Here is a 21,055-nt window from a genome sequence, read left to right as displayed (position 1 = left end):
TTAATTCGTTTCCGCCAGCAATTGCGTCAAGTTGTTCATCAGTTTTTGGGTAAATTGACTTCTATCCATAGCGGTTGATTCGATAATCGGCCTGCCTATCCTGATCGTGCAGCGTGCGATGCCGGGAAGGCGCTGATGGCGCGGCCAGGCCTCGTAAAATCCCTGCAACGCTATCGGAATGATGGGAACGCCCGCTTGAAGGGCTAGCCAGGCAACGCCTTCTTGCGGGCTTTGCAAACGGCCGTCGGCAGAGCGTGTGCCTTCAGGAAAAATGCCGACGACATGACCGGCGAGCAGATGTGCGCGCATTTCGCCAAGCGCTTTACGAATGGAGTGTTTTTGTTCGTAATCGACGACGATGGCCTGGCCGTGACGAATACAGCCGCGCCATAACGGATTGGCGTTCAATTTGGATTTAGCCAGAAAAAAAACCGGAATGCCGTAATGACGATTGAACAGGTGATAGACCAGCAGCCAGTCCAGGTAGCTGCTGTGATTGAACGCAAGGATGCAAGGCTCTTTGCCTAAATGATCGGCTCCGATGATCTTGCCTTGCAGGAGCCGGAAAAAATAAAAGTCCAAAAGCAGGGTTGCCAAAGGCTCCGCAAATAAACGCCAGGACCATTTTTTGATAAAAGCCCCGATTAAAAACATTGGGCAACCCGGCAAGTTAAACAGCAATTTTGTTTATGCATAATTATAAAAATTCTTAATCATAACGGTGCTTTGAATTGCCTTTTAATATGACCTCCATTGAGGAATCGACTTTCGGTGAGCATTCATCATTCGCCCGATGATGATTTCAAATTGATGCCGGGAAGTTTCGATGCCGATCTGTAGTCGCCGCGATAAGGGTTAACTTGAGGTGATTGTCATCAGATTTTAACAATTATTCAGGGTTGAAATTTGCACCAGCGTCTATGGCTAACCGATTTTATTTATAGCTCGGCTGGAGTCAGACAAGAAAAGCGCTTGTGAATATGACGTTAAAGCAAAGCTTCAGGCTGTCAGCGCAAATTCAGTAGCCATTTTTTAAAACGCCGATCGATGAGGATATTGTCTTCTTCGTTAGCGTTGTCGTTACACGCAGCGTTTCGTACATCGGAAGGGGTCATGCCGAAACAACGATGAAAGCTGCGGCTAAAATGGCTTTCGCTGTTAAAGCCAAGGTCATAAGCAACCTGGCCGATGCGCAGTTTGCGATTGGCGGGATTGCTCAATTGGTTGAATGCCCTGAGCAGCCGTTGCTCCAGAATGAAGTGATGTATGCCGTTTTCGGTGTCAAACAGGCGGTAAAGATAGGCTCGGGATATTTTGAAATGCATCGCAATGCTTGCCGCGGTTAAATCGTAATCGGTCAGGTTATTCATAATGTAGCGGCGTATGGTTTCGCGAGTGGCGACCTGGACGTTCGGGCTGCTTTCGTCGGCCGGGGTGTGGCTAAAGTAGGAGCCGGTCAAGCTTAGCAGGCCTTCCGCAATCGAACTGGATTCATCGTTAAGCATTTGCGATGAAAAGTGCAGGGTTTTAAGGTGTTCACCGAGCAGTTTTGCCAGCGTGGTTTCTCTTGGTAACGCTCTGCCATGGTGCCGTTCCGGTTTAGGCAGCTTCGCCGACAGCATATCTCGCGGTACGATCAGCGATAAACAGCTGAAATCACTGGCCAATGATTTTATCGGCTGGTTTAAATCCAGCAGGAAAATATCGCCGCTACGCGCGTTTAAATGATTGTTTTTACCCCATTGGACCGAGCTTGAGCCTTGGGTATACATTTTTATAAGAAAATGATCCAGATTGTCTTTGGCAATCAGCTTGCGTTCCCGGTTGAGATGTTGTTGCACGCTGCTCACAGAAGTCAGCAGCATCGACGATAAATGACAGGTCGTTAATGTCGCGTTGAATGGCTTATGTTGATCTTCCGGTTTTAATACCGAGTCGAATAATGATGAAATGCTTTCTTTCCAGATAGAATGGCGTTCTTCCATATTTATATCGGAGAGGTCTATCTTGGAAACAGGAATGACTTTATTATCCATAAAACAGTCTTTATGTAAGGTTAGCCTATAAATCACAAGTAGTCCGGTAGAGCACTTGCAATGGTGGGGTAATAATGAAGAGGCTTGTTAAGCGGTAATAAGGTTTTTCCTGATTTATCGAACATAAGCAATTTTAAAGACAATTGCTGAAGGGATGATCGAGATCTGTGGCTCAAATAGGAACCGGTTGGTATCGTTAGGTTCAAATATAGCATAAATGTAGTCATATGCTTATACCATGTAAGCCGTTTTGACAATCGTTGGAAATCAGATTCCTGGCAAGACACTTTTGCGAGCGCCGCTTCATGGAGATAGCCTGCGCATTCTTTATTGCCATTGCTTGAATAATGGGTAGCAGGCAATCAATACCTCGTAGACGCTGATGCAAATTTTACGAATAGACGTGATGTAAAATACGGCAGCAAAAAATAAGCCCGAATGATGCACGGCGCTGGATATTGTGATTTATCGTGAAAATGTCGCCGATAACCGACATATCGTTTTCAGAAAATCAGATCGCCGCGGCTGGCTGAACGAATGATACGCAAGCATCGGTCGAGCCGATTATTTAAAACAACAAGGAATATCCCGTGCCTCAGTCTGCGATAAATGCCAATAAACCATCGTCGGGCAACCGTGATATTGTCGACAGATTGCTTTATCCGCTGCTGTCAAAGTGGGTCGCCTATATACCTCAATTTATACATCCGAATGTACTGACTTTGGGCGCAATCATTTCAGCATGGGGCGCGGCTGGGATATTTGCGTTTTGTCCTGCTCCTTCCGCCTATTTATATTGCGCTGTTTTACTCTTGTCCTGGATCGTACTGGATTCGTGCGACGGCATACACGCCAGAAATACCGGGCAATGCAGCGACTTCGGAGCCTTCCTCGACCATGTCGGCGATGCCTTTGGCATATTTATGCTGCATCTGGCATTCGTGTACAGGCTGGATATTCATGAGCCGATTCTTGTCGGCGCCTTGCTGTTGCGTCAAGCCATGAATGGCTGGGTTTATTTGATTCAAGTTCATACCGGAAAACTTTATATACCGAGCGCCGGTTGGAGTTTCGAAATTTATACGCTGTCGGCATTGATGATTGCCAAGTTTTTCTTCCCCGATACGATTTTTAGCCTGGGCCCCTTACCGGAACTCGATATTATCGGGAATGCGTTACTGTTTTATTATATTGCCGTGCCGGTCAGTTTGGCCGAAATTGGTATCGTGGTTTATTTTTCCCGCATCAGGAAAGCAATATAACTCAGCAAGCCAAACCGGTTTGGACAGGAATAATTGTCCAATTAACAAAAGGTTAATATTATGTGTTGGAGCGGTGAGGCTTCTTTTGTTCTTTCAGCCGCAGGTTTGGGATCAACCGTTTATTTAATCAAGAATAAAGAAGAAAAGGTCTTGTGGATCCCTTTGTTATATTTCACCGCGATGGAGTTATTGCAGGGCTTTAATTATATGTGGATAGGGGAATGCGGCGTACCGCAGAACCAGCTGTTCGCACTGCTGGGCTATGTGCACATCATGTTTCAGCCGTTCTTTTGCAATGCGGTGGCGATGTATTTCATCCCTAAAGAAGTTAAAGAAAAAATAGCCGCTTACGTGTATGCAGTCTGTTTCCTGGTTCCGTTTGTGTGGATATACAAATTGTACCCATTCGATTGGGCGGGAGCCTGTCCGGTTGGAAAAGAACCGTTGTGCGGCGTCAGTCTTTGCGGGCTGAGAGGAGAGTGGCATATTGCCTGGGAGTTCCCTCTGAACGGCATTTTGTCGGACAGGTTTCCGGATATGACGGGAAACGTCGCGACCCGTTTCGGTCTTCCTATCATTTTTGGGGGGATACACTCGGTTGCCTATTCGTTGGCTGTATTTTTCATGCCGATTCTTTACGGGTCATGGCGGGCGGCGGTTTTGGCCTATTTAAGCGGCCCTGTTTTTGCCAGCCTGTTGACCGGCAACATTAACGAAATACCTGCTGTTTGGTGCCTGTTTTCTATCGGTATCTGTTTTTCGGCGATCAAATCCCCGCTCAGAAAACATCTGCACGCTAAAGACTGGTTTTTTTATCCTAAAAATGAGCCGCTATAAAACGAATAACCTTGCAGGCTTAACTTAATTTGTTGAGCGGTAGGACTTTAACAGAGTCGTTTTAAACGAAGTTTTTAAATGAGCATGTCGATAATGGATATCAAGCAACAGCATCAGCCGGATAGTCACCCTCCGGTCCAGGATTTTTCAACCCGCACACAGCAACCGCCAACACTGGGCTATTGGGTGGGTAATCGGGATGACGTGAACTTCAAGCCGGTGGATTCGGGGACCATACTGGAAACGATGCGCCGCCCTGTCAGCCTGATCTATGAGCCTCGGCTCCGGGCTGTCGGTATCGTTCAGGGCGGAACGGTCACCGATTTGAACGATGAAGCGGCTTTGCCGCTGCTGTCCACGCTCGGCCCTTTGTATCCTGAATGGCTTGGCGACCGGACATTCCTGCAAACGCATGGCTTGCGCTTCGCCTATCTGGGCGGATCGATGGCGCGAGGAATCGCCACGACCGATATGGCGATAACGCTGGCCGAAATCGGCGCGATGGGAATGTTCGGGGCGGCCGGGCTGGCGTTGCGAGAAGTGGATGCGGCGATTGGACGGATGAGCGCGGCGCTTGATTCGCGCGGGCTGCCTTGGGGCTGTAACCTGATCCATTCGCCTAATGAACCGGCACTGGAAGACAAGCTGGTCGAGCTTTACTTACGCCGCGATGTGCGTTGGGTTGAAGCTTCGGCTTTCATGCGCCTGACCAAAGCCGTGGTGCGTTACGCCTGTACCGGACTGCGCCGCGGCGATAGCGGTGAAGTCGTCCGCAGCCGTCATCTGTTCGCAAAAGTTTCGCGCCAAGAAGTCGCCCGGCATTTTCTTTCGCCGGCGCCTGATGATTTGCTGACGCAGCTGGTCGCCGAAGGCTGTCTCAACGAGCAGGAAGCACAACTGGCCCGCGAAGTGCCGCTGGCTGAGCAACTGATCGTCGAATCCGACTCAGGCGGGCATACCGATAATCGGCCGCTCAATGCCTTATTCCCGGTCATTGCCGGGCTGCGCGACCGGCTCAGCCGCCAGTTCGGTTACCGTCGGCCCATCCATCTCGGCGCTGCGGGCGGTCTGGGTACGCCGGAAGCATTAGCGGCGGCCTATGCGCTCGGTGCCGCCTTCGTGCTGATCGGCTCGGTGCATCAGTCCGCGTTGGAATCCGGCATCAGCGCGGACAGCCGGGAACTGCTGGCTCAAGCCGGGCCTGCCGACATTGCGATGACCGCCTCGGCGGATATGTTCGAGATGGGCGTCAAAGTGCAGGTGCTCTCGCGCGGCACCCTGATGGCGGTGCGCGGGAACCAATTGTATGAGCTTTATAAACGCTACAACGCCCTTGAAGACATCCCTGCCGACACCCGCGCGGCGCTGGAAAAAAACACTTTCCGGATGTCGTTGAATGACGTCTGGAAAGACACCCAGTCTTTTTTCTCCGGCATCGATATCGCCCAGCTTGAGCGTGCCGAGCGCGATCCAAAGCACAAACTGGCGCTGATCTTTCGCTGGTATATTGGCAATTCAAGCCGCTGGCCGCTTATCGGCGAGCTGGCCAGGCAGGCCGATTATCAGCTCTGGTGCGGCCCGGCCATGGGTGCTTTCAACGGCTGGGTCTCCGGAAGTTTTCTGGAGCCTGCGGAGAACCGCAGCGTCCAACAAATCGCGCTCAACCTGCTTGAAGGCGCGGCAGCAGTTACTCGAGCACATCAATACCGGACTTACGGACTTGCAGTGCCGGCAACGGCATTTCAATACCGGCCAACCAAGTTACGCGTCTAAGAAACACTTTCAGGAAATAAAATATGAGCTTCAAGACTAATCGCGATACCGATATCGCCGTGGTCGGCGCCAGTGCGTTGTATCCCGGCTCGATTGGCGGGGCTTCGTTTTGGAACAATATTCTCGCCGGGCGCGATTTCATGTCCGATATTCCGGCGGATCACTGGCTGATTGACGATTATTACGATCCCGATCCGAAAGCGCCCGGAAAAATTTATGCAAAACGCGGCGCTTTCCTGCCGAAAATCGATTTCGACCCGATCGAGTACGGCTTGCCGCCCAAACAGCTGACCACCACCGATACCGCGCAACTGCTTGGCCTGCTGGTCGCGCAAAAAGTGTTGGACGATGCGGCCAGCGTGCAGTTCAACAAAGTCGATAAGCGTAACATCAGCGTGATTCTTGGCGTTGCCTCGGCGACTGAAATGGTCGGACAAATGGCGGCGCGCATCCAACGGCCGCACTGGGTTAAAGCATTGCGCGACGCAGGTCTGCCCGAAAGCCAGGTTCAGGAGATTTGCGGACGTATCGAAGACACCTATCCCGAATGGGACGAAAGCACTTTTCCCGGCTTGCTCGGCAACGTGGTTGCAGGGCGCATTGCCAACCGTCTCAACCTTGGCGGCACCAACTGCGTGATTGACGCGGCCTGCGCCAGCAGTCTCGGCGCCGTGGCGATGGCCGTGCAGGAATTGCAACTGGGCCATGCGGACCTGGTGATCACCGGCGGCGCCGATGCGTTGAACGACACCTTCATGTTCATGTGTTTTTCCAAAACCCCGGCGTTGTCGCCGACCGGCGATTGCCGTCCTTTTGCCGAAGCGGCCGACGGCACCATGTTGGGCGAGGGCATCGGCATGGTCGCATTGCGCCGTCTTGCCGATGCCGAGCGCGACAGCGATAAAATTTACGCAGTGCTGCGCGGTATCGGTTCGTCTTCGGACGGGCGCGCCAAAAGCATCTATGCTCCGCGCGCGGAAGGCCAGGAAATTGCGATTCGCAGGGCTTATGAGCGTGCAGGATACAGCCCGGAGGAGGTCGGCCTGATTGAAGCGCACGGTACCGCGACTCCGGCCGGCGATATCGCCGAGTTCAGTGGCTTGTGCCGGGCTTTTTCCGACATAGAACGCTCCGACCGTCAATGGTGCGCGCTCGGTTCGGTCAAGTCGCAGATCGGCCATACTAAAGCGGCGGCAGGCGCGGCAGCCTTGTTCAAAGTGGTCATGGCGCTTCATCACAAGGTTCTTCCGCCGACGATCAAAGTCGACAAGCCGAACGCGAAGCTGCAAATCGAAACCAGCCCTTTTTACTTGAATACTCTAACGCGTCCCTGGATTCATGCACCGGGCAAAACGCGCAAAGCCTCGGTCAGTTCGTTCGGATTCGGCGGCAGCAACTTCCATGTCACGCTGGAGGAATATACAGGTCAGCAATCCACAGCACGGCGCTACTCGAACCTGCCGTTACATCTGCTGCTGATCGGTGCCGAAAATGCCGCCGCCTTGATTGCCAAGGCGAAGGACATCCGCGCGCAGCTGGCCGGAGAAGCCTATTTACCGGCGCTCGCGCGCGAAACCCAACTGGCGTTTTCCGCCCAGGCCGCTTACAGATTGGCGCTGGTATCGCCGGACGCGCCAACGGCAATGGCCGATCTTGATATGGCGGCCGGCCTCATCGCCAAGGCCGGAGAGCAGGCATTTTCCTTGCCCAACCGTATGCATTACGGCATCGGCGGCAAAATCGGCAAGATCGCTTTTTTGTTCCCCGGCCAAGGCAGTCAGTACATCAACATGGGCGCGGCGCTGGCGATTGAGTTTGACGCCGCGCGCCGGGTTTGGGACGAAGCCGCCGCGCTGGAATTGGATGCCGAGCAACGCTTGCACGAAGTGGTATTTCCGATTCCTGTTTTTAATGCCGAGGACCGGGACCGGCAAACGGCGCTGCTGACCCGCACCGATTGGGCGCAACCGGCAATCGGCGCGACCAGCCTATCCATGTTGAAGCTGCTGGATCGGCTGGGCGTAAAGCCTGAAGCTACGGCCGGGCACAGTTACGGGGAAATATCCGCGCTTTATGCGGCCGGTGTGATTTCGACTCCGGAAAACCTGCTGAACATTTCGCGCAAGCGCGGCGAGCTGATGAATGCGGCCGCTTCGTCGACGCCCGGGGCGATGATGGCCGTGCGTGCCGGTGCGCAAAAATTGGAACTGATGATAGCCGAACATAATGTAGCGGACATTACCGTCGCTAATATCAACAGCCCGAACCAAGTCGTCGTCGCCGGGCCTATTACGGCGATTGACGATTTCCAAAGCTTGTTGCAAACCGCTCAGATTCAATGTCATCGCCTGCCGGTCGCAACCGCTTTTCATACTGAACTGGTTGCCGGTTGCGCCGCTCCTTTCGGGCAGTTTCTGGCCGGATTGCAGTTGAACGCACCGCTGATGCCGGTCTACGGCAATACCGACGCTGCGCCTTACGCAAAAGACCCGGATCGTATACGGGGAACGCTAGCCCGGCACTTGGACAAACCGGTGCGTTTTGCCGAAACCGTTACCCGCATGTGCGCCGACGGTTACCGGATATTTGTCGAAGTAGGCCCCGGTTCGGTGCTGACCGGCATGGTAAGAGATTGCCTGGCAGGCGAAAATCATATCGCCGTGGCTTTGGATGGAAAGAAACTCGACGGCCGCGCCGGGTTGGTTAACGTGCTCGGCGTTCTATCCGCCAACGGCATTGCGGTTGATTACGGCGCATTCTGGGACGAGTTCGCTCCGTTTGAGCCGGTTACAAATTCAGGCAAGTTATCGGCGGCCAGCGTCAAACTGAACGGCAGTAATTACGGCAAACCCTATCCGCCGGAACAGGGCGCCTCGGCCCGGCCTAAGCCTAATCCGGAACGGCCTGAGGCTGCGCCGGCTGCTAAATCCGTCCCGCAGACGGAGCCGGCACCAACCCAGGCCGTCGTTGATCAGAATTGGCCGGCCGCTTTTCAGGCCATGCAACAGCAGACACTGGAAGCCCAGAAAGCGTTTACCCAGGCCCTGAGCGAATCGCATCAGGCATTCTTGCGTGCGTCCGAGGCGGCTTTCATTGGTTTAGGGCAGTCAGACTGCCTGTCTGTGCAAGCCCTGCCTGTTCATGCCGCGCAGCAAGCTGTAGTGCCTATGGCAACGCCTGCTGCTGCTCCGCCGGCAGTTGATGCGGCACCTGAGGAAGTGGCTGTAATAGCTCCGCACATCGATCATCAAGCCCTGCTGCTCGAAGTCGTTGCCGATAAAACCGGCTATCCGGTGGCAATGCTGACTTTGGATATGGAACTTGAAGCCGGACTGGGCATCGATTCGATCAAGCGGGTGGAAATTCTTTCGGTCCTGCAAGAAAAAATTCCGCAACTGGCGCAAATCAATATCGCACAACTTGCGGCATTGAATACGCTTGGCGAAATTGTCGATTTCGCGGCCAAAGCGGCACCTGCGGCTGTGCCGACGGCGGCCATAGCTCCGCACATCGATCATCAAGCCCTGCTGCTCGAAGTCGTTGCCGATAAAACCGGCTATCCGGTGGCAATGCTGACTTTGGATATGGAACTTGAAGCCGGACTGGGCATCGATTCGATCAAGCGGGTGGAAATTCTTTCGGTCCTGCAAGAAAAAATTCCGCAACTGGCGCAAATCAATATCGCACAACTTGCGGCATTGAATACGCTTGGCGAAATTGTCGATTTCGCGGCCAAAGCGGCACCTGCGGCTGTGCCGACGGCGGCCATAGCTCCGCACATCGATCATCAAGCCCTGCTGCTCGAAGTCGTTGCCGATAAAACCGGCTATCCGGTGGCAATGCTGACTTTGGATATGGAACTTGAAGCCGGACTGGGCATCGATTCGATCAAGCGGGTGGAAATTCTTTCGGTCCTGCAAGAAAAAATTCCGCAACTGGCGCAAATCAATATCGCACAACTTGCGGCATTGAATACGCTTGGCGAAATTGTCGATTTCGCGGCTAAAGCGGCGCCTTCTACAGCGGCTGTGGCGGCTTTGGCGCCAATGCAGGTTCCAAATTCACTTCGGCGGCTTGCCGTCACTATCGAGCAGGCCCCGGCATCCGGTTTGGTCATGCCGGGCTTGCTTGAGGCCGATCCGCTTTATCTGGTTGCAAGCGACCCCGGCATTGCTTCGGTGCTGGCCGGTAAGCTCAAAGATGCCGGTGTGTCAGCGAATGTGGTGACTGCGCCGCCGGCCGATGCCCGGTCCGTGCTTATGCTATCTGCGCTCGATCCTGTTGAGGCCGGGGCGCAAGTTCAAGCGGGACTGAACGAAGCGGTTTTCAGGCACTTGCAGGCCTGCGCCGAAACTATGTCCACGCAAGGCCGTCTGCTGGTTACGGTGCAATCCACCGGCGGCGATTTCGGCATCGGCGGCTCGACAGGCGAACGCGCGTGGTCGGCAGGCATTGTCGCGGCGGCTAAAACCGCGGTTTTGGAATGGCCTCAAGTATCGGTCAAGGCAATCGACATTGAAACCGGCGGCCTCGATAACGAAGCCATTGCGAATGCGTTGTTTATCGAGTTATTCACCGGCGGCGCGCAGCTTGAGGTCGGACTTAAAGCCGACGGCAGCCGCTTGTCGATAGTCGCCGTAGAACAATGCGATAGCGAACCGGTCGCGGTAAATCTTTCGGAGCACGGCGTTATCGTGGTGACCGGCGGTGCGCGAGGGGTAACGGCGCATTGTTTGATTGAATTGCTGTCGAGAGTACGGACTAAAATCGCTATTTTAGGGCGTACGACGCTCCGTGATGAGCCGGGCGGACTGGAACATCTGACAACGGATGCGCAACTGAAGCAGGCCTTGCTGCAGCGCTATTCTGATGCCGGGCAGACCGTATCGCCGCAACAGCTCGGTGCCGAGGTGCGCGAACTGATGGCGCAACGCGAACTTAAGAGTAACCTCGATAAGTTAGCCGCCCTGGGTTCCGAAGTGCGTTATTACGCCGCCGATGTCGGTGATGGCAAAGCCGTTGCCGACGCGATTACGACGATCCGCGACAGCTTCGGCCCGATTTGCGGCTTAATCCATGCCGCCGGTGTAGTGGCCGATAAAGAAATTAAATCGAAAACCTTTGAGCAGTTCCAGCGAGTACTGCGTACTAAAGTCGACGGTTTCCGCTATTTGCTCGATGCAACCCGGCAGGATGCATTAACCCATATCGCCTGTTTCTCATCCGTTGCGGCACGGCGCGGCAATGCCGGCCAGATCGACTATGCGATGGCTAACGAAGTGCTCAACCGGGTTTGCCGGGCAGAGCAGGCGCAACGCGGCAATACCTGCCTGGTCAAAGCAATCGGCTGGGGACCATGGGCCGGCGGCATGGTCGATCCCGGCCTGGAAAAACATTTTGCCGCGATGGGCGTGGCTTTAATTCCGCTGGATGAAGGCGCCCGGTTGTTTGCCGATGAATTTACCGGACGCAACGGTGATGCGGTCGAGATCGTTTTCGGCGGCGGCCTGGATAATTTCGGCGCTTTGCCGGGCACTCGTTCGCAAACGCAAATATTCGAAGTGAGATTTCACCGCGGCACCTATCCCTATCTTTCCAGTCACATTATCCGGGATGTGCCGGTGGTGCCGATGGTCACCGTCAATGACCTCGCCCAGCATGCTGCGCAAGCGCTGCTTCCGGGCGCAGTGATTGCCGGTACCGCAAATCTCAGGGTGATTAAAGGTATCCGGTTGATGCGCTTCGACAGCACTGGCGACGTGTATCGGATCGAGTGCCGGGCGAATCAAACTGAACAGAGGGTTGGAGTACGGGTGCTCGATCCGGACGGCATCCTGCACTACACAGTGGATGTTCTGCTGGATGAGCCAACGGCGAAACAAGACTTCAGCGCCGATGCCGCATTGGCTTTGCTGCCGTGGCAGCCTAACAGCGGTGTAATTTATGACGGCCGTTTGTTCCACGGCCCCGACTTGCAGGTGATCGAAAACCTGCAAGGCCTGTGCGAGGCCGGTTGCGCCGGACTATTGCAAACACGCAGCTCACGGCGGATCGGTTTTAACGTCGATATCGACGTATTGGATGGCGGGCTCCAGCTAGCCGTACTTTGGGTGCATGAGCATTTAGGCTGCGAGTCGCTGCCGACCGGAATGGATGCGTTTTACCTGCACCGGCCCTGGCCGGAAAGCGGAGCGGTCTTTTGCGAAGCAAGATGTGATGTCCGCAGCGAGCTGGTGACGAAGTGGACGCTATTGTATCGTACTGCCGAAGGCGAACTGCTTAGCTCTATTCATGGCCTTAGCATTCACCTGCTGCCGGGCGCCGGTAGCACGCCCTCTGCGAAAACAAGTATCGAAAACGTTTGAGCGGGCAGGGATAACAGCGGATGAGCCAACAATTCGAACCGATTGCGATCATAGGCCGCGGCTGTATTTTGCCTGGCTGCAGTTCGCCCGAAGCGCTCTGGGAAACCGTCGCGGAAGGGCGCAGCCAAATTACAGAAGCGCCGACCGGCGATTGGCGTGTTTCTATGGAACGGGTGCTCGATAGTGCATCGGCTCATTACAATGCCGATCACGCCTGGACTGACAGAGGCGGCTATATACGCGGCTTCGCCGAGCAATTCGATCCCGCGGTGGCTTCTATCGATGCAGCCCTGATTGCCCGGCTCGATCCTGTTTTCCAGTGGAGCATTTATGCCGCTCAGCAAGCGATGGCCGAGGTGCGGCCCGGCAAGACCGGTAATACCGAACGCGCAGGGCTGATTCTCGGCAACTTGTCCTATCCGACCCGTCTGCATACCCGGCTGGCCGAGCAAAGCTGGCTATACCGACTTGTCGGCAAACGGCCGCCTGCCGGTACCGATGTCCATGCCTGGAATCGTTTCATGTCCGGGTTGCCGGCCATGCTGGCGGCCAAGGCCTGCCATTTTGCCGGAGGATCGATGGCACTGGATGCCGCCTGCGCTTCCGGTCTTTATGCGATTAAAATCGCTTGCGACCGGCTACAGGACCGCCGCGCCGATTTGATGCTGGCCGGTGCGGTTAATGCGGCCGACCAGTTGTTCCTGCATGTCGGTTTCAGCGCGTTGAATGCCTTAAGCCGTAGTGGCCGAAGCCGTCCGTTCCATCAGGATGCCGACGGTTTACTGCCGGCCGAAGGCGCGGCTTTTGTCGCGCTCAAGCGCCTCGACGATGCGTTGTCGGCGGGCGACCGTATATTCGGCGTCATTCGCGGCGTCGGCCTTTCGAACGATGGCCGTAGCGGCGGTTTTCTGTCGCCGTCTCAGGCAGGGCAGGTGCGCAGCATGCAGGCGGCATTGGCCCAGGCGGGTTTGGCGCCGGATGCTGTGCAATATGTCGAGTGTCACGCGACCGGCACGGCGGTCGGCGATGCGACCGAAATTGCGAGCTTGAACCGCGTCTACGGCAATCGGGATTTGGCGCTGGGTTCGCTGAAAGCCAATCTCGGACATCTGATTACCGCATCCGGCATTGCCGGCTTGCTGAAAACGCTGACGGCGATGGAACATGGGATTATCCCGTTGACCCCCGGCAGTCGGCCTTTGAACGGCGCTTTGGCCGATACCGGATTTAATGTCCCCGAGCGGAACGCAAGCTGGAATGAGCGGGACGGACAGAGAACCGCCGCCATCAGCAGCTTCGGATTCGGCGGCAATAATGCCCACCTGATAATAGAGCAACAGCCTGCAATACAGCCGAGTCAATTCGTACCTGCGCCCAAGATTGTGCCGGAAGTGGCAATCGTCGGGCTGGGTATCCGCACGCAACTTGATCCGAATGCGACCGCTTTTGCCGAGCGCCTACTGGGCGACGGCAACGCCTCAGCCGATTTTGACGCGAACTGCCTCAAGCTATCGGCCAGGCAACTGGTGTTTCCGCCCAACGAGCTCAAGCAGGCACTCGGACAGCAACTGATATTGCTGGACGTGGTGCAACAGGTAACGGCACATCTTGCGCCGCTTGATCCTGAGCGCACCGGCGTCTTTGTCGGCATGCATACCGATTCCGAAATTTGCCGTTACGGTTTGCGCAAGCGCTGGCCTGAGTTAATGCAGCAAGCCGGTATTACTGCCGATAGCGACTGGTTAACGGCTGCCGAAAAAGCGTTGTCGCCGCCGCTCGATTCAGCCGGGGTTATCGGCAAAATGCCGAACATATCCGCCAACCGTATCAGCAACGCAATGGATATACGCGGCCCCGGTTTCGCCGTTTCCCGCGAAGAGCTTTCCGGCGATGCGGCGCTGGATCTCGCCTGCACCGCGATCCGCCGCGGCGAAATAAATACCGCTTTGGTCGCCGCAGTGGACTTGTGCCGTGAGGAAGTTCACGAACAGGCGGTATTGGCGGTATTGGACGATGCCGGTAAACAGGTTGCCGATGCCGCGGTTATGCTGATACTCAAGTCGCGAACCCAGGCCGAGCACGACGGCGACAAAATCCTTGCGCTGGTCGCAAGCGGCGGCGACGGCTCCGCGGTTTTGCACAATACGCCTTCGGAAAGTCCGCTTTATGCCAAGCTCGGACATGCGCATGCGGCATCCGGGTTGTTGCATATCGCGCTTGGGATACAGATGCTGCGTGCGCGGGCGCAAATCTCGCCCGATGGTAGCGTACAGCCTTTGTTACGTAGCGAGGCGCCGTGGCAGGTCGCTGTCCACAACAGTTCTTTTGGCGGCGAAACGGCCCAGTGGACATTGCGTGAGGCGTCCACGGATTCGGCCGATGTCCTGCGGTTACGCCGGATGCCGGCGTTTAGCCGCTATGCGGCCAATGATCCCGGCGCATTGAGCGAGCGTCTCCGCGCTAACCGAACCGGCGGCGACGGCCCTTGCCGTCTGACTTTGGTCAGCGAACCGGAACAGCTGGACGCACTGCGTGAAAAAGCCTTGCAGACTTTAATGGCGGGCCGGTACGGCGATTCATGGGATCTCGACGGCATCAGTTATCGGTGTAAACCGCTGGCGGGGGAACTTGCTTACGTCTTCACCGGCGCGGCCTCCGCCTATCCGGCAATGGGGCGGGATCTGTTGTTGGGCATGCCGCAGCTTGCCGACGGCTTGGCCGATCGGCTACGGAATCCGGCGGCGGCCGCAGCCTGGGCTTATATAAGTAATGACAGGCGTTCCAAGTTACCGTTCTACCAGCTTGCCGGTTCGTCGTTCTTGTGCCAGCTGCATGCGCAGTTCAGCCGAGGCGTGCTTGGGCTAAAACCGGCTGCGTCTATCGGCCTGTCATCCGGCGAGACTAACGCGATGTTTGCTTTTGGCGTCTGGCAGGATATGGACGGGCTGTTTGCCGACATAAATGATAGCGGACTTTATACCGATGCACTGGCAGAACGCTTTGACGCGGTGCGCCAGCATTGGGGTTTAGCCGTCGATGCGCCGCTGGATTGGGAAAATTACCGGGTGCGTTTTAACGCTGCCGAGGTTGCCGCCGCTGTAGCCAAGACATCCAGGGTTTACCTGACCATTGTCAACAGCCCGCAGGATTGCGTGATCGGTGGCGAACGCAGCGCTTGTCAGGCATTGCTGACGGCTTTGGGTAATCCTCCGGCCGTTGCATTGGGTCACGACCTGGCTATCCATTGTGAAGCGGTATTGCCGTTTGAACCGACGTGGCGCGCGCTGCACACTCGTCCGACCCAATCTAAAGGCCGACTGCGTTTTTACTCGAATTATTTCGGCGGCATCATCGAACCGGCCCGGCAATCGGTGGCCGATGCGCTGACCGGACAGGCCTTGCAAACCATCGATTTTCCGAAGATTGTCAATCAAGCTTGGCAAGACGGCGTCCGTATTTTTGTCGAGCACGGCCCCCGCAACAGTTTGAGCGTTGCGATTGGAGAAATACTCGGCGATAAGGAGCATCTGGCGGTCGCGCTCGACAGAAGCGGCTTACCGGCGTTGGTGCAGGCTTATCGCGCTGCGGCGCAGCTGTGGTGCGCCGGTGTCGATGTCAATCCGGAACAGCTGATTGACCAAGGCCGGTCGGCGCTTCGAAGTAGCGTATCGGACCCGGCAAGCCCGGAAATTACTTTTCACTTGCGTCCGCCTAAAATCGTTATACCGCCGCTACGGCAGCCTGTATTAGCCGAGAACGGCAATAATGTTTACATGCCGCCTGCGCTCAGTGCCGGCGAGTCCGACGGCCGGTTGATTCCGGCCGCGCCGCCGCTGGCTTTCTTGGTTCCGGCGCCGACGCGTATTGCTTCGGCCATTGAAAAACCGGATGCCAAGCAGATTAACGCAACGGGTTTAAAACAGCCGGTATCGTCAACTCAGGTAGTTATGGAAACAGTCGACCCCAACACTATGACTGCAACTTATACAGCCATGCACCAACGGTTGGCCGATGCGCATATCGCGTATTTGCAGGCCCAGGCGCAAGCGATGCAGGATTACACCGGGTTCATGCAGCGCATTTATTCCGCCGCGTTCGGCCATGGGCCGGCAGCTAAGCCATGGTTACAACAACCGGCGCAAGAATACGCGCTGGAACCGGTCCAGGCTGAGTTTGCAACGCCAGCCGTTTCCGGAAAACACTTTCCCGGTCCGGCATTCAGCCGGCAACAGCTTGAAATACTGGCCGGGGGTAAAATCTCGTCGGTGTTCGGCGAGCGGTTCGCAACGCAGGACAGGTACGACGTTCAGGTGCGCATGCCTGAGCCGCCGCTGCTACTGTGCGACCGGGTATTGGGTATCGAAGGCGAAGCGCACAGCATGGGCCTGGGCACGATCTGGACCGAAACCGATGTCCGCGCCGACAGTTGGTATCTGCATCACGGCCGGATGCCCGCGGGGATTTTTATCGAGTCAGGACAGGCCGATTTACTGTTGATTTCCTGGCTTGGCATAGATAATTTCAATAAGGGCGAGCGCGCTTACCGCTTGCTCGGCTGCGATTTGGTTTTTCATGGCCAACTGCCCGAACCCGGCGATACGCTCGAATATGAGATCAAGGTTAATGGCCATGCCCGGCAAGGCGATATCCGTTTGTTTTTCTTCCACTACGACTGCCGAATCAATGGCGAACTGCGTATCTCAGTGCGCAACGGTCAAGCCGGTTTTTTCAGCAAACAGGAGCTGCGGAATTCCGCCGGTGTGATTTGGATGCCGGAAGAGGCGAACTATACCTCCGAGCCCAGGCTTGCCGCACCGCCGCAGCCGACGGGTAAATCCAGTTTCGGTCCGGCCGAGGTCGAAGCCTACCTGAACGGCGATCTGGTCGGCTGTTTCGGCGACGCGTTCTATTGGGCCGACACTCATACCCGCACGCCAACGACGCCGAAAGGCGAGCATAATTTTCTCGGCGCGGTCACCCGGCTCGATTTCAACGGCGGCCCCGCCGGACGCGGTTATTTGCGGGTCGATAAGCCGGTGCGGCCGGACGAATGGTTTTTCAACGGCCATTTCAAGAACGATCCGTGCATGCCCGGTACGCTGATGGCCGAGGCCTGTCTTCAAGCCATGGCTTTTTACATGGCCGCGATGGGATGGACTTTGCCGCGCGACGGTTGGCGCTTTCAGCCGGTGTCCGAACAATCTTACACTTTTGCCTGCCGCGGCCAAGTTACGCCGGAATCGAAACAAATCGTTTATGAGCTGTTTATCGACGAAGTCTGCGAGGGCGAGATGCCGATGCTTTTCGCTCATGTCTTATGCAGCGTGGACGGACTTAAAGCGTTTTTGTGCGAGCGCCTCGCGTTGCAACTGGTGCCCGACTGGCCGCTCAGCAGCATGCCGGAGTATCTGGCCGACAAGGCGGATGCCCGGCCGTTGGCTAGAATCGGCGACTTCCCGCTCGATTACCGATCCTTGATTCATTGCGCCTGGGGCAAACCTTCGCGCGCTTTCGGGCAGGGCTTTGCCCATTACGACGGACCGAGGCGCTCGCCGCGCTTGCCGGGACCGCCGTATCACTTCATGACTAGGATCACCGACTTGCAGGGCGAGATGGCGCGGATGCAAGCGGGCGCGCGGGTGACTGCGGTGTTCGACCTGGAGCCGGAGGCCTGGTACTTCAACGAAAACGCCGTCGCAACCATGCCCAATTGCGTGTTGATGGAAGTGGCGCTGCAACCGTGCGGCTGGCTGGCGTCCTATACCTTGCAACGCCAAGCCTCCGAACGCGAGCTTTTGTTCCGCAATCTTGACGGCGATTCCGTTCAGTACCGCGAGGTCGGCAAGGCCGACCGCACGATTACTTCGGTTGTGGAATTGCTTTCGGTTTCGCAGGTCGGGGACATGATTATCGAGAAGTTCTCGGTGCACTGTACCGTCGATGGAGAGGACTTGCTGAGAGTCGAAACTGTGTTCGGTTTTTTCCCGCCTGCCGCGATGGTCAATCAAAGGGGCTTCGATACCCGCGCCGAGGATCGTGCCCGGCTGGAACTGCACAGCGATACGAGGCTCGAGTTTAAGGATTATCCTGAGATTTTGTTCGGCACCAACGGCAATGCCCGGCTGCCCACGTCGAAACTGTTGATGCTTGACCGCATTACCGGGCACTGGCCGCAAGGCGGCGCGGCAGGGCTGGGCGCAATCCGCGCGGAAAAGGATGTCAACCCGAAGGATTGGTTTTTCAAGGCCCACTTTTTTCAGGATCCTGTGCAACCGGGTTCGTTGGGCGTCGAAGCGATGCTGCAAGCTATCCAATCATTGATGCTGCTTCAGGGAATGGACGCAGGCATCGACAGGCCCCGTTTTGAACCGATTGAAATTGGCGGGCGCACGCTGTGGCATTACCGCGGCCAAGTCACCCCTGAGAAAGAGAAAATTACCGTTGAATTCGAGATCAGCGAGAGCGGCAGTGATCAGCGCGGCGTATTTGTGATCGGCCAGGCCCGGCTGTGGGTGGATAATTTGCAAATTTACCAGGCCCCGCAGATTGGCATGCGTATTATCCGCGATGCCTCACCTACGGCAGCTTCGCAGACGGTTTTTTTATGGCGGCTCGATTTGAACGACCCGAAAGATGCCTGGATCGAAGACCATTGTCCTACTTATACCTTGCCTGCTTTGCCATTGACTTATGAGCTGGAGCTGATGGTTGCGGCAGCGGCGCCTTTGTTTGCGGGCATGACGTTGCAGGCTATTGAATGTGCCAATGCCAAGCAATGGGTGGTATTTGCGTCATCCGTTGTCAACGGCCGAACGCTGGTGGATTTGATCGATTCAACGCAAGCCGACGTCACGCTGCAACAGCAGACAGAACAGGGAGACTTTGTGACCGCGGCAACGGCCCGCTTATGTTTCGGCAGCATTGATGCGGCGGCCGGACTCGCGCCTCTCGAACCGCTACGCGACGCCCGTCCGGTCGATGAAAATCCGTACATGGACGCTTCCTTGTTCCATGGCCCCAGCTTGCAGTTAATGCATGGGCTATGCCGGGGCAGCAACGGTGCTTATGCGACGCTGAGAGTCAGCGCCGGTGCCGGGCTGCTTAATCCTATCCTGCTCGATGCCGCGCTGCATTGCATACCGCACAACAACTACCGGCTGTGGTGCGAAACAATCGAGCCGGGCTTGGCCGCTTATCCGGTCAGGATCGAGCGTCTTCGTCTATTCGGTCCTCTAGACGAAACCGGCGAGGTAGAGGTGCAAGCGCGTTTTGTCGCGTTGGAATCCGGCCGCTTCCCGCGCACGCATCTGCGCATATTGCGAGGCGGCATCGTGCTTGCGGCGTTCGATTTGGTTGAAATCCTGTTGCCGAAAGGACGCCTGGGCTTGGCTGAGCCCACTGCGTTACGAGCGTTTTTACGCGACCGCCGCTTCGAGGCCGGGATTGCGTTGGCCGAGGTCGGGCTCACGCAAACTCAACTAAAACGGCAAGATGTGACGACTAGCGACTGGTTGCCGGGCACTTTGGCATGCGTTTATGGTGTGGCTGAGGCGAAAGCTGACTTGGCCCGGCAAATCGCGGTAAGAGACCATATCGGCGCACAGCTGCACTTGCATCCCAGCGCGGTGGCCATGAGTCCGGATGGTCGAGGCTGTCTGAATCTACCGTTCAATCGTTTCGAGCTTGATATCCAGGATGAAGGCGATACAGTCAGCGTACATAGTGAACCGCCCGATCGTTTTGCCTGGGAAAGCATCCGTCATGACTGGTTGGAACGCATGGGTGGAGATTCCAGCTTTGTCCTCGACGTAGGGCTTGCCTTGATCCGTCGCTTTGTCAGGCGAGTCGTGCTCAGCGATCCGGAAGGTTATAGCGCGCTACGCGGCAAGCCGGTACTTTATCTGGGCAATCATCAAACCGGCGTCGAATCGTTTTTGTTCTTGTCGATGGTAACCTCGCTGGCGCAAATCCCGGCCGGGGCTATTGCGAAGCAGGAACACCGCGAGAGCTGGATCGGCATGATTCACCGGCTTGCCGAGCAGACGATGGGCGCGCGCAACCCGCTACGCATGTTCTTCTTCGACCGCGCCCAACAAAGCGACATGCTCAGGCTGTTGCACGAATTCGGCTCCGGGCTGGACCTGAATCCCGGTTCACTGTTGGTTCATGTTGACGGCACCCGGTCTCAACAGGCCGGCATGCCGGTGCGGGCGGTCAGTTCGGTGTTGATCGATCTTGCGCTCAAGTACGAGTTGCCGATTATTCCGGTGCGCTTTGCCGGGGGGTTGCCGCTTGAGCCCGAAGCCGGGCGCCTGGAATTTCCGTATCGGCTGGGGCAACAGGACTATTACCTCGGCCAGGCTGTGCATCCGCAGATTTTGCGTGTTTTGCCTTATGCGCAACGCGCGCAATGGGTCGTCGAGAGCATCAATTCTCTCGGCCCTACCGGTGTCGCCGATTTACCGTTGCCGGGCGATACGGCCTTTGCGCAAAAGGTGGGCGTTTACCGTGCAAGCGGTTACGACGAAATCCGTTCTGTACTCCATGCCGCATTGACTGAGTTGCCCGCATGCAGCGAGATGACCGCACGGCTAATTGCCGATTCGCAGTGGGACGCGTCTGATTACGCCACGAGTCTTTCGCTCGAATTGCTGGGTTACGGCAAGCATGGGCCGGCTAAAAGATAACGCGTGCAATGGCGTGGGCGGAAGCTCCTGGGCAGTTGTGCTTGCCGAAATTGCGCCCACCCTTCGACAGGCTCAGGGCGAACGGGATTTCGGAA

7 protein-coding genes are annotated in these 21,055 nt (G+C 56.2%); 5 read left to right on the top strand and 2 right to left on the bottom strand.

Features of this window, described 5'->3' with window-relative positions; all coding sequences use genetic code 11:
• Both V7051_RS01090 and V7051_RS01085 read right to left on the bottom strand, forming a co-directional pair.
• Window positions 1–654 (bottom strand): lysophospholipid acyltransferase family protein, encoded by a 654-nt coding sequence (locus V7051_RS01090; RefSeq protein ID WP_333873039.1) that lies wholly within the window; start codon window positions 652–654, stop codon window positions 1–3.
• A gap of 353 nt (window positions 655–1,007) precedes the next feature.
• The gene (locus V7051_RS01085) at window positions 1,008–2,036 is read right to left on the bottom strand and encodes a helix-turn-helix domain-containing protein (protein WP_333873038.1); all 1,029 of its coding nucleotides are present in this window, start codon (window positions 2,034–2,036) and stop codon (window positions 1,008–1,010) included.
• A gap of 590 nt (window positions 2,037–2,626) precedes the next feature.
• Between V7051_RS01085 and V7051_RS01080 the strand changes: the two genes are divergently transcribed.
• The 5 genes from V7051_RS01080 (at window position 2,627) to V7051_RS01060 (ending at window position 20,960) form a co-directional block, all read left to right on the top strand.
• On the top strand, window positions 2,627–3,298 hold the full coding sequence (locus V7051_RS01080) for a CDP-alcohol phosphatidyltransferase family protein (protein ID WP_333873037.1): 672 nt from the start codon (window positions 2,627–2,629) through the stop codon (window positions 3,296–3,298).
• Between the two features lie 60 nt (window positions 3,299–3,358).
• On the top strand, window positions 3,359–4,135 hold the full coding sequence (locus tag V7051_RS01075) for a DUF5765 domain-containing protein (protein WP_333873036.1): 777 nt from the start codon (window positions 3,359–3,361) through the stop codon (window positions 4,133–4,135).
• Between the two features lie 78 nt (window positions 4,136–4,213).
• Window positions 4,214–5,908: a PfaD family polyunsaturated fatty acid/polyketide biosynthesis protein gene (locus V7051_RS01070; RefSeq protein ID WP_333873035.1), complete on the top strand. Its 1,695-nt coding sequence runs from the start codon at window positions 4,214–4,216 to the stop codon at window positions 5,906–5,908.
• A 23-nt stretch (window positions 5,909–5,931) separates the two neighbouring features.
• Complete coding sequence (locus tag V7051_RS01065) at window positions 5,932–12,273, top strand: SDR family oxidoreductase (RefSeq protein WP_334181105.1); 6,342 nt, start codon at window positions 5,932–5,934, stop codon at window positions 12,271–12,273.
• Window positions 12,274–12,293: 20 nt separating this feature from the next.
• Window positions 12,294–20,960, top strand: coding sequence for a beta-ketoacyl synthase N-terminal-like domain-containing protein (locus V7051_RS01060; RefSeq protein ID WP_333873033.1), 8,667 nt, complete (start codon window positions 12,294–12,296; stop codon window positions 20,958–20,960).
• The last annotated feature ends 95 nt before the right edge of the window (window positions 20,961–21,055 follow it).

It is taken from the genome of Methylobacter sp. (assembly GCF_036845245.1).
Taxonomy (GTDB): domain Bacteria; phylum Pseudomonadota; class Gammaproteobacteria; order Methylococcales; family Methylomonadaceae; genus Methylobacter_A.
This window is presented reverse-complemented; position numbering and strand designations above follow the sequence as displayed.

Bases quoted from the DNA above. Each gene is read 5' to 3' on its own strand.
- V7051_RS01065 (WP_334181105.1), top strand. From the start codon at position 5,932: ATGAGCTTCAAGACTAATCGCGATACCGATATCGCCGTGGTCGGCGCC.
- V7051_RS01075 (WP_333873036.1), top strand. From the start codon at position 3,359: ATGTGTTGGAGCGGTGAGGCTTCTTTTGTTCTTTCAGCCGCAGGTTTG.
- V7051_RS01090 (WP_333873039.1), bottom strand. From the start codon at position 654: ATGTTTTTAATCGGGGCTTTTATCAAAAAATGGTCCTGGCGTTTATTT.
- V7051_RS01085 (WP_333873038.1), bottom strand. From the start codon at position 2,036: ATGGATAATAAAGTCATTCCTGTTTCCAAGATAGACCTCTCCGATATA.
- V7051_RS01070 (WP_333873035.1), top strand. From the start codon at position 4,214: ATGAGCATGTCGATAATGGATATCAAGCAACAGCATCAGCCGGATAGT.
- V7051_RS01060 (WP_333873033.1), top strand. From the start codon at position 12,294: ATGAGCCAACAATTCGAACCGATTGCGATCATAGGCCGCGGCTGTATT.